At 73.9% G+C, this 12,637-nt stretch carries 12 protein-coding genes; 7 read left to right on the top strand and 5 right to left on the bottom strand.

The genetic code is table 11. The features are described 5' to 3' along the window. Nucleotides 1-70: 70 nt before the first annotated feature. Nucleotides 71-406: a hypothetical protein gene (locus NXY84_RS20815; protein ID WP_258724936.1), complete on the bottom strand. Its 336-nt coding sequence runs from the start codon at nucleotides 404-406 to the stop codon at nucleotides 71-73. A 10-nt stretch (nucleotides 407-416) separates the two neighbouring features. On the opposite strand from NXY84_RS20815, the gene NXY84_RS20810 reads away from it, so the two are divergent. Then, entirely contained in the window at nucleotides 417-698 is a 282-nt protein-coding gene (locus NXY84_RS20810) for a hypothetical protein (protein ID WP_258724935.1), read from the top strand. 22 nt (nucleotides 699-720) lie between these two features. On the opposite strand, the gene NXY84_RS20805 is transcribed toward NXY84_RS20810, so the two are convergent. The 3 genes from NXY84_RS20805 to NXY84_RS20795 form a co-directional block, all read right to left on the bottom strand. Beyond that, nucleotides 721-1,212, bottom strand: a complete 492-nt coding sequence (locus tag NXY84_RS20805) for a protein-tyrosine phosphatase family protein (protein WP_258724934.1) — start codon at nucleotides 1,210-1,212, stop codon at nucleotides 721-723. Between the two features lie 211 nt (nucleotides 1,213-1,423). Continuing rightward, a complete protein-coding gene (locus NXY84_RS20800) occupies nucleotides 1,424-2,443 on the bottom strand; it encodes an SGNH/GDSL hydrolase family protein (protein WP_258724933.1) in 1,020 nt (339 codons plus the stop codon). Between the two features lie 212 nt (nucleotides 2,444-2,655). After that, on the bottom strand, nucleotides 2,656-4,881 hold the full coding sequence (locus tag NXY84_RS20795; RefSeq protein ID WP_258724932.1) for a cellulose binding domain-containing protein: 2,226 nt from the start codon (nucleotides 4,879-4,881) through the stop codon (nucleotides 2,656-2,658). Nucleotides 4,882-5,240: 359 nt separating this feature from the next. Between NXY84_RS20795 and NXY84_RS20790 the strand changes: the two genes are divergently transcribed. Further along, nucleotides 5,241-5,720: a hypothetical protein gene (locus tag NXY84_RS20790; protein WP_258724931.1), complete on the top strand. Its 480-nt coding sequence runs from the start codon at nucleotides 5,241-5,243 to the stop codon at nucleotides 5,718-5,720. 49 nt (nucleotides 5,721-5,769) lie between these two features. Here NXY84_RS20790 and NXY84_RS20785 read toward each other — a convergent pair whose 3' ends face one another. Beyond that, nucleotides 5,770-6,771, bottom strand: a complete 1,002-nt coding sequence (locus NXY84_RS20785) for a LacI family DNA-binding transcriptional regulator (protein WP_258727290.1) — start codon at nucleotides 6,769-6,771, stop codon at nucleotides 5,770-5,772. A gap of 278 nt (nucleotides 6,772-7,049) precedes the next feature. Between NXY84_RS20785 and NXY84_RS20780 the strand changes: the two genes are divergently transcribed. The 5 genes from NXY84_RS20780 to NXY84_RS20760 all read left to right on the top strand — a co-directional run bounded on the left by NXY84_RS20780 (nucleotide 7,050) and on the right by NXY84_RS20760 (nucleotide 12,633). After that, the gene (locus tag NXY84_RS20780; protein ID WP_258724930.1) at nucleotides 7,050-7,973 is read left to right on the top strand and encodes a carbohydrate ABC transporter permease; all 924 of its coding nucleotides are present in this window, start codon (nucleotides 7,050-7,052) and stop codon (nucleotides 7,971-7,973) included. Further along, complete coding sequence (locus NXY84_RS20775) at nucleotides 7,973-8,962, top strand: carbohydrate ABC transporter permease (RefSeq protein WP_258724928.1); 990 nt, start codon at nucleotides 7,973-7,975, stop codon at nucleotides 8,960-8,962. Before NXY84_RS20780 ends, NXY84_RS20775 begins: the two co-directional genes overlap by 1 nt. Next, nucleotides 8,959-9,087, top strand: a complete 129-nt coding sequence (locus NXY84_RS20770) for a hypothetical protein (protein WP_258724927.1) — start codon at nucleotides 8,959-8,961, stop codon at nucleotides 9,085-9,087. The genes NXY84_RS20775 and NXY84_RS20770 overlap by 4 nt, the downstream gene beginning before the upstream one ends. Before the next feature lie 11 nt (nucleotides 9,088-9,098). Further along, nucleotides 9,099-10,436, top strand: coding sequence for an ABC transporter substrate-binding protein (locus tag NXY84_RS20765; RefSeq protein ID WP_258724926.1), 1,338 nt, complete (start codon nucleotides 9,099-9,101; stop codon nucleotides 10,434-10,436). Between the two features lie 106 nt (nucleotides 10,437-10,542). Beyond that, entirely contained in the window at nucleotides 10,543-12,633 is a 2,091-nt protein-coding gene (locus NXY84_RS20760; RefSeq protein WP_258724925.1) for a beta-galactosidase, read from the top strand. The last annotated feature ends 4 nt before the right edge of the window (nucleotides 12,634-12,637 follow it).

Genomic DNA, 12,637 nt, shown 5'->3' with positions numbered 1-12,637 from the left:
CTGCGAGGACGGGTCGTCACCTACGTGACCGCCGGCACTGCGCTGCTCCTTACCTGTGGCGCACTCGCGATCACCGCGCCGAACGCGGCGCACCTGGCTTGAGCACGCCGATCAGCGCGACCAGTCGCAGGAGCCGCAAGGGACGCAGGATCGGCAGTGCGATCACGGCGAGGTCAGAGAGGTTGTGCCGGATGAACGCGCGGCGCGCTTCAGCGAGCTTCAGCCGGATGGCGTAGTCCACGGCGAAGGCGATCCAGGTCGCGGTGAGCACTGTCTCGCACACGGCTCGCGTGCTCTCCGAGACGTCCGGTGCGGCGATCGGCACGGCGTAGGCGGCGAGGAAGACGAGCGCGGCCACGGACAGGGGCACCTCGGCGCGCTGCTCCCAACGGTCGAGTCGGGTCACGCCGCTCCTCGTGACATCGCCGCCGAGCGACCCGCGGATCGCCCGTGCGCCCCGCGAGTACGACCTGACGAGCGCGGCACGGCGGTTCGTCGCCGGCGAGATCGACGCCGCCGCGTACCGGGGGTTCCGCGACGCCTACGGGTTCGACGTGCTCACGTGGGACGGACGCCCGGTGCTCGACCGCGTCGCGGAGCTCGGCGGGGTCGCGTTCCGGCTGTGGGACGACGTGCACCACGGGCGCACGCACGACTGGCTCGACGACGCGGTGCGGGAGTGGCGCACGCCGCTGTGACGTGACGGTGGCGTGCCCGGCGTCAGCGCGGCGCCGGCAGGGTGCGCAGCCACTCCGCGAAGCGCGCGTTGTTGACGGTGCCCTCGCGGTGCTGCTGCACGTGCGCGAGGGCCTCGGCGCCCGTGAGGCCGAGCGCCTCGCGGACGACGAGCGACACCACCAGCCCGGAGCGGTTCCGACCGAACGTGCAGTGCACGAGGACGCGGTACCCGTCGTCGAGCAGCCCGGCGACGAGGGTCGCGAGCCGCAGGGTCAGCGCCGGGTCGGGCAGGTCGTCGCCGTCGACGAGCGGGGCCTTGAGGTAGAGCAGCCCGTCCGTCGCGCCCGCCGGCGGGTGCGCGTCGGCGTCGGCGATGTCGATCACCGCGCGGATCCCGGTCGCCGTGACCCAGTCGAAGTCGACCGGGCAGCCGCCGTGCCACAGCCGGCCCGGCAGCATCTCGGTCGGCGGGTCCGCGGGGCGCACGCCGGGCAGCTCGACCGGCTCGGTCGTCAGGGAGGTCAGCTCGGTCACCTCGCGAGGCTAACCTCGCCCGCCGACGGCCGCCGGTCGGCGCGGTGAACGCCGGATGGCGGCTCCGGGACGTGCGGCGAGCACCGGCGGTGTCGTCGTCGGCGCGTCGGCGGGTCAGCGGGTCAGCCCCGCCCGTCGGCGGACCGACGCGTCGACGCCGGCGGCGTGCCCGCACGAGTGAGGCGAGGGCAGCCGTCGTCGCACCTGCGACTCAGCGGGGGAGGGCCGCCGCGAACGCGCGGGCCAGACGCTCGTGGCCGTCGCCGTCGGGGTGCACGCAGTCGGACCCGCCGACGAAGTCCCCGGCCCCCAGGAGCCCGAACGCGTCGACGACGGTCACGTCGTGGCGCGCGGCGACCTCGCGGAGCCGGTCGTTGGAGCCGGCCGGCAGGGTCGCGCCGCCGAGCGTCCCGCCCTCGAGGATCGCGTCGCCGAGCAGCCGCACGCGCTCCGGGTCGGTCGCGCCGAGGTCGCAGAACGGGAGGGGGTTGTAGTACGTCATCCCGAGGATGAGCGTCCGGGGTCCGGCGTGCTCCCGGAGCGTGCGCAGGATCTCGTCGTACCGGGTCACGAAGCCCGCGAACGTCGTCTCGAGCGTCGGCAGGCACGCGGGCGTCGTCGCCAGCACGCACGCCGCGACGGCCGGCCCGTAGAGGTCGTTGCCGCCGACCGAGACCGTGACGACCTCGACGTCGTTGCGGCGCGAGCGGTCGTGGTTGCGGGCGTCGAGCAGCGCGACGGCCTGGTCCAGCTGGTCCCCGGGCGCCAGCACCGTCTCGGTCGTGACGCCGCCGGCCACGCCCGGGATCCCGGTCCGGGACAGGTTCACGAGCGCGATCCCGCGGCAGCCGCGCCCGCGGTGGTCGAGGTCCTCGCCGTGCCGGCCGCGCCCCGGAGCGCAGTCCAGCCGGCGCGGGAGCACGGCGTGGAACCGGGCCACGAACCCGTTGGCCTTCCACAGCGCGGCCGTCGTGGGGAAGTCGACCGCGGGGGGCACCGACTGCTGGCCGGCCGGGAGCGAGTCGCCGATCGCGACGTGCAGCGGGCGGCCGGGCCGCGGGTGGTGACGCCCGCCGTCGGGCTGCGCGCCCTGGTCGGCGAGGTCCGCCCGGGCCGCGCCGACCGCCGTCGCGGCCGACGCGGCGTCCGCGGGACCGGCGAGCGCGCTCGCGGCGCCCGGCCCGGCGAGCAGGGCGACGGTGACGGCCAGGAACGCCCACGAGCGCTTCACGGCGATCCCCCTCGACCCCTGCGTGACGCGTTCCACGCTACGCCGGGCGCCCCGCGCGGCAGCCTGCCCGTTGGTGCCGTCGGACCCGTGGCCGCCGAGCCCGCGCACCGCAGCGCCTGGCCGGACGAGGGGCCGCGCGTCGGTCGAGCCGGTGGGCGGCCGCCCACGCCCGTGCGGGTCGGCCGGTGTCACCCCGGCCGACCCGCACGCCGTCAGCGCACGTACACCCGCGGCTGCGCCGGGAGCGTGAACGGTGCCCCCAGGAAGAACGAGGGGTGCGGCGGCTGGTTGTACGCCGTGTTCTGCCACGCGATCGCGGTGCGGTACTGCTGGTCGTGCAGCAGCGTCCACACGCGGGTGTCGGTCGCGATCGGCGTCGCGTAGATGCGCAGCGCGCTGTCGTCCGACGTCGCCCAGACGACCTCCTCGCGCCAGTCGCCGAGGATGTCGCCCGACAGCGTGGGCGTCGACTTCGTGCCGTTGTTGCTGTGCACGCCCGCGCCGGTGAGCAGCCGGGTGTCGCCGCCCGTGCCGTACTTGTCGATGCGGGTGCCGTCGAGCAGCTCCCGGACCGGGTCGCCGTCCCACCAGGCCAGGAAGTTCGCCGACGAGGGCTTGCGGGCGACCGCCGTGCCAGAGGTGTTGCGGAGCTGGGAGTCCGACGAGGACCACGACTCCGCGCCCGGGCTCCCGGCCCAGATGTCGGCCGAGACGCCGCGGCCGTTGTCCGTCGTGCCCGGCGTGCGCCACAGGATCGCCCCGGTGCGCGCGTCGGCCATCCAGGAGTCGGGCTGCGACGCGGTCTCGGTGACCTTGTAGTACTCGAGGCCCGGGCGGCTCGGGATGAGGTCGCCCAGGTGGCCCGCGTCGCCGTGCCCGTAGCGGGTGTTCCAGAGCCCCCGGCCGTCGTCGTCGATGGCGGCGGCGCCGTAGAGGATCTCCTGGCGGCCGTCGCCGTCGACGTCCCCGACGGTCAGCGAGTGGTTGCCCTGGCCGGCGTAGGTGCTGTTGCCCGACGCGTTCGAGTCGAACGTCCAGCGGCGGGTGAGCCTCCCGTCGCGGTAGTCCCAGGCCACCACGACGGCCCGCGTGTAGTAGCCGCGCGCCATGATGATCGACGGCCGCACGCCGTCGAGGTAGGCCGTCCCGGCGAGGAAGCGGTCGACGCGGTTGCCGTAGGAGTCGCCCCAGCTCGACACGGTGCCGCGTGCGGGCACGTAGTCGGTCGTGGCGCCGATCGCGCCGGTCTGGCCCTGGAAGACCGTGAAGTACTCCGGGCCGCTGAGCACGTACCCGTCGCCGTTGCGGTGGTCGGCGCTCGCGCTGCCGATGACCTGGCCGGTGCCCGAGCGGGTGCCGTCGGCCGTCTTGACGGCGACCTCGGCCTTGCCGTCGCCGTCGTAGTCGTACACCTGGAACTGCGTGTAGTGAGCGCCCGCGCGGATGTTGCGGCCCAGGTCGATGCGCCACATGCGGGTGCCGTCGAGCTGGTACGCGTCGAGGTACACGTTGCCGGTGACCCCGGCCTGCGAGTTGTCCTTGGCGTTCGTCGGGTCCCACTTGAGGACGATCTCGAGCCGGCCGTCGCCGTCGAGGTCGCCGACGGACCCGTCGTTGGCGACGTAGCCCGAGCCCGGCTTCGAGATCGGCACGTCGAGGTAGCCGTTGCCGAAGGTCAGCGACGGGGCCGACGGCGCCTGCTCGGTGCCGTTCACGACCGCGCGCACGGTGTAGCTCGCGCTCGCGGACGCGCCCGCGTCGACGTAGTTCGTCGAGCCCGTGACCGGCGAGGACGTCACGCGCGTGCCGCCGCGGTACACGTGGAAGCCCGTCGAGGCGGCCTCGGTGCCGAGCAGGCGCCACTGCACGAGGTTGCCCGAGCCCGACCGGACGCTGATGAGGCCGCGGTCGAGGTCCTCGGCCTGCCACGCACCCGCGGGCGGGGTGGTCGTCGTGGGGGTGGTCGTGACGGTCGGGGTGGGAGTGGGGGTCGCCGTGGACGTCGGGGTCGCCGTCGGGGTCGGGGTGACCGTCCCGGTGCACGCGGTGCCGTTCAGCCGGAAGGCCGTCGGGGCGGTGTTCGCGGATCCGTTCCACGTCCCGTTGAACCCGAACGCGACCGTGCCGCCCGACGGGACCTGCGCGTTGTAGCCGGCGTCCTTGACGCTCACGGTCGTGCCGGACTGGCTCGCGACGCCGTTCCACGCCTGCGTCACGGTCTGCCCGGCGGGAAAGTCCCAGGCCAGCGTCCAGCCGTTGACCGCGTCCCCCAGGTTCTCGACGGTGACGGCGGCGCCGAACCCCGTCGACCACTCGTTCGACACCGCGTACGTGACGCGGCAGCCGATCGCCGCGTGGGCGCTCTCCGCGGCGACGACCCCTGCGCCGACCGCCGTCGCGGCGGCGAGAAGCCCCGCCGCAATACCTCGTGCTCTCATGACGTCTCCCTCGCGACGTGGCGCCGCCGGCCGGTCGCCGCGGCGCTGCAGGACCCCTACCCGGGCGCCATCGCCCCGGGACTGCGTCCGCGCCCCAAGGTAGGTAAGCGCTCGCCGCTGAGGAACGGACGAGACACCTCTGAATCCTTTCAAGTCGAAAGTTTCGCCGTGTGGACCGCGGTTCCTCCACCGGCGAGGGACGCCTGCGAGAGGGCTGGCTGTGGTGCGGTGCCGCGTGCACGACGCCCCGGCCAGGCTGGTCGGAGACCGTCACCCCGCGCGCGCCGATCGGCCCCCCGTGGTTCCATCCGTCGCTACCCTGACGCGATGACGAGCGCGCCGGCCCCCGCCACGAGCCCGTGAACCGCCGCGGGTGGGCCCTCGTCGGCGCTCTCGTCCTCGTCCTGGTCGCGCTCGCCGCCGCGGCCCGCACGTTCGTCGCCCCGGTGCGGGACCCGCTGACGGCGGCCGCGACGAGCAACGCGCGCCACGCTGCGCGGATCCTCGACGCCGGGCTGACCGAGGCGATCGACGACGTCGACGACGGGACCTCGGAGACGCTCCCGGAGGCGTTCGAGGTGGCGTTCAGCCGCACGCCCTGGATCGGGGCCTACGAGCCCCTCGGCCCCGGGGGGACCGGCGCCGCGTGGCGGGTCCAGATCGTCGGCAGCGAGTCGGTGGGCAGCGGCATGTTCTCCGAGATGGCCGAGGCGGTGCTGTGCGTGGACGTCACGGTGACCCGCGACGCGGACCCGCCGGTGCGGATGGTCGACTCGCCGTGCCTGACCGAGCCGATCCGCGACGACGAGCGCTTCGGTGAGATCGACCTCCGCGAGTGACCGTCCGCGGGCGGCCTCGGCGCCCGTCCGGGCTCGTCGGGCCCGTCCGTCAGCCCGCGTCGGCCCCCGCCCGCGGCGTCCCCGTGCTCCCGCGCACCACGAGGTGCGTCGGCACGAGCGTCGTGCCCACGTCGGGCTCGCCCGCGGTGAGCTGGTGCAGCGCGCGGTCGACGCAGCGCCGCCCGACCTCCGAGAAGTCCTGGTGCACGGTCGTCAGGGGCGGGCTGAACGACGCGGCCTCGGGGTAGTCGTCGAACCCGACGACGCTCACGTCCTCGGGCACCCGCAGCCCCTTCTCGGCGAACGCGCGGTACAGGCCGAGGGCCATCTGGTCGTTGGCGGCGAAGACCGCCGTGCAGGTCGGCTCGGTCGCGAGCGTCAGGCCTGCGCGGTACCCCGACTCGGCGGACCAGTCGCCGCGCACGACCTCGGGCACCGGGCGACCGGCCGCCTCCAGGGTCGCGCGCCACGCCTGCGCCCGGCGCTCCGCGGCGAAGGACGCCTCGGGTCCGGCGACGTGCCACACCGTGCCGTGGCCGAGGTCGAGGAGGTGCTCGGTGGCCTGCCGGGCACCGTCGGCCTGGTCGGTGTCGACGACCGCGTACCGGTCGCCCGCGTCCGAGTCGACGACGACGACCTCGACGCCCGGGGGGAGCGTCACGGTCGAGGAGTCCAGGAGGTGGACCTCCATGATGACGATCACGGCGTCGACCGCGAGCTCCCCGAGGCGCGTGAACGCCCCGCGAACGTCGCTCTGCGTCGGCACCGCGACGGGGATGAGCGTGATCGCGTAGCCGGCGGCGGCGGCCGAGGTCGCGATGGCCTCGAGCGTGCGCATGTTGCCCGTGGTGGAGAGCGTGAAGACGATGACGCCGATGGTCCGGAACTGGCCGCTCTTGAGCGCGCGGGCGGCGCTGTTGGGCCGGTAGCCGAGCTCGCGCATCGACGCCAGCACCAGCGTGCGGGTCTCCTCGACGACGCCCTCGTACCCGTTGGCGACGCGGGAGACGGTCTGCGCGGAGACCCCGGCGTGCCGGGCGACGTCGGCCATCGACACGCGCCGGCGGGTGCCCGGGCGGGCGGCGCCGGGCGTGTCGGCGGGCGCCTGACGTGGGGCGCGGGCGGCCGTCGCCGTCCCGTCGTCCGGACTCATCGCTCCACCTCGAAGACCCCCTGAGATCCCCTGCGCGGGCCCGTGCCGGGCTCGTCGCGGACAGCCTAGGCCACCCCTATGGTTGCGCAAACATCATCCAGCGTGCTCCTATGGTTGCGCAAACATCGGACACCCACCGGGCGCGCACCGGGCCACCAGAAGGCACGAGAACCGCGATGACGACGACGTCCGCTCCACCGGTCCCCACGGTCCGGCGACCCCGACAGGCCGGCCGCACGCGCCGGTCGCTCACCGGCTGGGCCTTCATCGGCCCCTTCATGGCCGTGTTCGCCCTCGTGTTCCTCGCGCCGATCGCGTACTCGCTCTACCTGAGCCTGTTCCGCAACCAGCTCGTCGGCGGCAACGCGTTCGTCGGGCTCGCGAACTACCAGCGGGCGCTCGCCGACAGCCAGTTCTGGGAGGCGCTCGGGCGGGTCGGGCTGTTCCTGCTCGTGCAGGTCCCGGTGATGCTCGCGATCGCCCTCGTCGTCGCGCTCGCGATCGACAGCGGCCGCCTCTACGGGGCGGGGTTCTTCCGGATCTCGATCTTCCTGCCGTACGCCGTCCCGGCCGTCGTCGCGACCCTCATGTGGGGGTTCATGTACGGCACGCGGTTCGGGCTCGTCGGCAACCTCAACGACGCGCTCGGCACGTCGCTGCCCAACCCGCTGTCGCCGGACCTCGTGCTCGCCTCGATCGGCAACATCGTGACCTGGGAGTTCGTCGGCTACAACATGCTGATCTTCTACTCGGCGCTGCGCGTCATCCCGACGTCGCTCTACGAGGCCGCCGAGCTCGACGGCGCCGGCCAGCTCCGCGTCATCACCGCGATCAAGCTCCCGGCGATCCGGGGCGCGCTCGTCATCGCGACGATCTTCTCGATCATCGGCAGCTTCCAGCTCTTCAACGAGCCGAGCATCCTGCAGAGCCTCGCGCCCAACGCGATCACGACGTACTTCACGCCCAACCTCTACGCCTACTCGCTGTCCTTCTCGGGCCAGCAGTACAACTACTCGGCCACCGTCGCGATCCTCATGGGGCTCGTCACGATGGCGGTCGCCTACGCCGTGCAGCTGCGCGGCATGCGGAAGGCGAGCTGATGACCGTGACCGCCCAGTCCGGCACCTCCTCGTCCGACCGGCCGCGTCCCGCCCGCCCGGCACCCCGGATCCGCCCGTCCGCCCGCGACGACGCCCCTGGGCGCGGGAGCCGCCGACCGGCCCGCGCCGCCCGCGTCCGCAGCGCCCGCCCCCGCCGCAGCGTCACGCTCACGGTCCTCGCCGGCATCGTGCTCGTGTACAGCCTCGTCCCGCTCGTCTGGCTCGTGATCAACGCGACCAAGACGCAGCCCGGCCTGCTGTCCTCGTTCGGGCTGTGGTTCGCGGGCGACTTCGCCCTCGTCGACAACGTCACCACGACGCTGACCTACGACGACGGCATCTTCGTGCGCTGGCTCGCGAACACGCTGCTCTACGTCGTCGCGGGTGCGGGCGGTGCGACGGCGCTCGCGGTGCTCGGCGGGTACGCGCTGGCCAAGTTCGACTTCCCCGGCAAGCGCGGGGTGTTCGCGACCGTCATCGGGGCCGTCGCCGTGCCCGGCACCGCGCTCGCCGTCCCGACGTTCCTCATGTTCAGCCAGATGGGCCTGACGAACACGCCGTGGTCGGTCATCATCCCGTCGCTCATCTCGCCGTTCGGGCTGTACCTCATGTGGACGTTCGCGGCCGAGGCGATCCCGACCGAGCTCATGGAGGCCGCGCGGGTCGACGGCGCGAGCGAGTGGCGCACGTTCTGGCAGGTCTGCCTGCCGCTGCTCGCGCCGGGCATCGTCACGGTGCTGCTCTTCACGATGGTCGCGACGTGGAACAACTACTTCCTGCCGCTGATCATGCTCAAGGACCCCGACTGGTTCCCGCTGACCCTCGGGCTCAACGCCTGGAACGCACAGGCCGCCACGGCCGGCGGCGAGGCGATCTTCCACCTCGTCATCACCGGTTCGCTGCTCACGATCCTGCCGCTCGTCGCCGCGTTCCTGCTGCTCCAGCGGTACTGGCAGTCCGGCCTGGCCGCCGGGAGCGTCAAGGAGTGAGCGCCGCCACCCGCCTCGCCGGGCAGCGCCCGCACGCCCTCGCCGCCGCCGCCGCCGCACCGACCCACCCCACCACCCCCCGCCGGTCGCTCCCCGCGACCGGGTCGACCTCGACAACGAAGTGAGAGGACCCACCATGAGGAACCGCACCCGACGCGCCGGGCGCGCGACGAGCCCCGCCGTGCGCGCCGCCGCGCTCGCCGGCGTCACCGCCCTGGCCCTGGCCGCCTGCTCGGGCGGCTCGGGCGACGCCGCCGACCCGTCGGCCGCCGCCGAGGAGGGCGGCACGCTCACGGTCTGGGCCTGGGAGCCCACCCTCGAGCAGGTCGTCGAGGACTTCGAGGCCGCGAACGAGGGCGTCGAGATCGAGCTGGTCAACGCCGGCACCGGCAACGACCAGTACACCGCGCTGCAGAACGCCGTCGCGGCCGGCTCGGGCGTGCCCGACGTCGCGCAGGTCGAGTACTACGCGCTGCCGCAGTTCGCGCTCGGCGAGTCGGTCGCCGACCTGACGGATCTCGGTGCGGGCGAGCTCGACGGCACCTTCACGCCCGGCCCGTGGTCGTCCGTGACCGTCGGCGAGGGGATCTACGGCCTGCCGATGGACTCCGGCCCGATGGCCCTCTTCTACAACGAGGAGGTCTTCACGAAGCACGGCATCACGGTGCCGACGACGTGGGACGAGTACGTGGCGGCGGCGAAGGCGCTGCACGCCGCCGACCCGAACGTCTACATCACCAACGACACCGGCGACGCGGGCTTCGCGACGAGCATGATCTGGCAGGCGGGCGGTCAGCCGTTCCAGGTCGACGGGACCGACGTGACGCTCGACCTCGCCGACGAGGGCTCGACGCGGTTCGCGGAGACGTGGCAGCAGCTCCTCGACGAGGACCTCGTCGCCCCCATCAGCTCGTGGAGCGACGAGTGGTACCAGGGCCTCGGTGACGGCTCGATCGCGACGCTGACGATCGGCGCGTGGATGCCCGCGAACCTCGAGTCGGGCGTCGAGGCGGGCGCCGGCAAGTGGCGCGTGGCCCCGATGCCGCAGTGGGAGGCCGGCGAGGAGGCGACCGCCGAGAACGGCGGCAGCGCGCTCTCCGTCATGGAGGCCAGCGAGAACAAGGAGCTCGCGTACGCGTTCCTCGAGTACGCCAACGCGGGCGACGGCGTGCAGACCCGCGTCGACGGCGGCGCGTTCCCCGCGACGACGGCGGAGCTCGAGTCCGAGGAGTTCATCGGCAAGGAGTTCCCGTACTTCGGCGGGCAGAAGGTCAACGAGGTGCTCGCCGAGTCCGCCGCGAACGTCCGTGAGGGCTGGTCGTACCTCCCGTTCCAGGTCTACGCGAACAGCATCTTCAACGACACCGCGGGCCAGGCCTACGTCGGCGGCACGACGCTGCTCGACGGGCTGACGGACTGGGAGGAGGCCTCGGCCTCCTACGGCGAGGAGCAGGGCTTCACGATCGGCGAGTAGCCGACGCCCTCCGCCGTCCCCCGCGCACCGGCGGGCCGGGTCGTGTGCACCCGACCCGCCGGTGATCCCGCCCCGCCTCGCTCGACCCTGCCCCGAGGAGACCTCCATGCCCCGCCCCGACAGCGCCCGGACCTGGCTGCGCTGGCCCGAGACCGCCGGGAACCCCCTGGCGTACGGCGCCGACTACAACCCGGACCAGTGGCCGCGCGAGGTCTGGGACGAGGACGTCGCGCTCATGCGCGAGGCCGGCGTGAACGTCGTGTCGCTCGCCATCTTCTCCTGGGCCCGGATCCAGCCGTCCGCGGGCACGTGGGACTGGGCGTGGCTCGACGACGCGATGGACCTGCTGCACCGCAACGGCATCGGCGTCGACCTCGCGACCGCGACCGCGTCCCCGCCGCCGTGGCTCACGACCGCGCACCCCGAGGTGCTGCCGGTGACGCGCACCGGCGAGACGCTGTGGCCCGGCGCGCGCCAGCACTGGCGCCCGACGTCGCCGGTGTTCCGCGAGCACGCGCTGCGCCTCGTCGAGGCGGTCGCGACGCGGTACGCGGAGCACCCGGCGCTCGTCGCGTGGCACGTGAACAACGAGCTCGGCTGCCACAACGTCTACGACTACTCCGACGACGCCGCGCGGGCGTTCCGCACGTGGCTCGAGGCCCGGTACGGCACGGTCGACGCGCTCAACGACGCGTGGGGCACCGCGTTCTGGTCGCAGCGGTACGGCGCCCTCGACGAGGTGCTGCCGCCGCGCGTCGCCGCGTCGCACCCGAACCCCACGCAGCAGCTCGACTTCAAGCGCTTCTCGTCGGACGCGCTGCGCGACCACCTGCGCGCCGAGCGCGAGGTGCTCCGCCGCCTGACCCCCGGCGTCCCGGTGACCACCAACTTCATGGTCATGGGTGAGACGAGGGGCATGAACTACGCGGAGTGGGCGCCCGAGGTCGACTTCGTCTCGAACGACCACTACACGCACCCCGGGCCGCAGTCCCACGACGAGCTGTCGTTCTCCGCGAACCTCACCGGCAACCTCGCGGGCGGGCGCCCGTGGTTCCTCATGGAGCACGCGACGAGCGCCGTCAACTGGCAGCCGGTCAACGTCGCGAAGAAGCCGGGCGCGCTCGTGCGGGACTCGCTCACGCACGTCGCGCACGGGGCCGACGCCGTCTGCTTCTTCCAGTGGCGGCAGTCCTCGGCCGGTGCCGAGAAGTACCACTCGGGGATGGTGCCGCACGCGGGTCGCGACAGCAGCGTGTTCCGGGAGGTCGTGCGGCTCGGCGGCGAGCTGCGGGACCTCGCGCCCGTCGTCGGCGCGCACCGGGCCCCCGCGCGCGTCGCGGTCCTGTTCGACTGGACGTCGTGGTGGGCGAGCGAGCAGGACTCCCACCCGTCCGACCGCCTGCGCTACCGGGCGGAGGCGCTCGACTGGTACTCGGCGCTGCTGGCCGCGGGCGTCCGGGCCGACGTGGTCCCGACCGGCGCGCCGCTGACCGGGTACGCCGTGGTCGTCGCGCCCGTGCTGCACGTCGTGCCGCAGGCGCTCGCCGACGAGCTCACCGCGTACGTCGCGGGTGGCGGGCACCTCGTCACCACGTACTTCTCGGGGGTCGTCGACGAGCACGACCACGCGTGGCTCGGCGGCTACCCGGGCCCCCTGCGGGACCTGCTCGGCATCCGCGTCGAGGAGCTCGAGCCGCTCCTGGACGACGAGACGGTGACGCTCGACGACGGCACCGTGGGGACGCTCTGGAGCGAGCGGGTCGACGTGACGGACGACGCGGTGGAGGTGCTCGCGCGGTACGCCGGGGGCGACCTCGACGGGCGCGCGGCGGTGACGCGGCGACGCGTCGGGTCCGCGGCCGGTGGGGACGCCGGGGTCGACGGCGGCGGGTCCGGCGGGTCCGCGACCTACGTCTCGACGCGCCTCGGGGTCGACGGCCTGCGCCCGGTGCTGACGGCGGTGCTCGACGGCGCGGGCGTCACGAGCGAGCTGCCCCAGGAGGTGCGCGGCCGCGTCGAGCTCGCCGTGCGCGCGACCGAGGCGGACGCGTTCTGGTTCCTGGTCAACCGGACCGCCGAGGCCGTCGAGGTCGCGGTCGACGGTGACGTGCTGCTGGGGGAGAGGGGGCAGGGGGCGACGGGTCCGCTCGTGCTGGGCCCGCGCGGTGTCGCGGTGCTCCGGCGCGCGGCCCGGTAGAGGA

Origin of the sequence: Cellulomonas sp. NS3, from assembly GCF_024757985.1 — a bacterium.
Lineage (GTDB): Bacteria > Actinomycetota > Actinomycetes > Actinomycetales > Cellulomonadaceae > Cellulomonas_A.
Note: the sequence above shows the minus strand (reverse complement) of the source record. Positions and strands in the feature narration are given on the sequence as shown.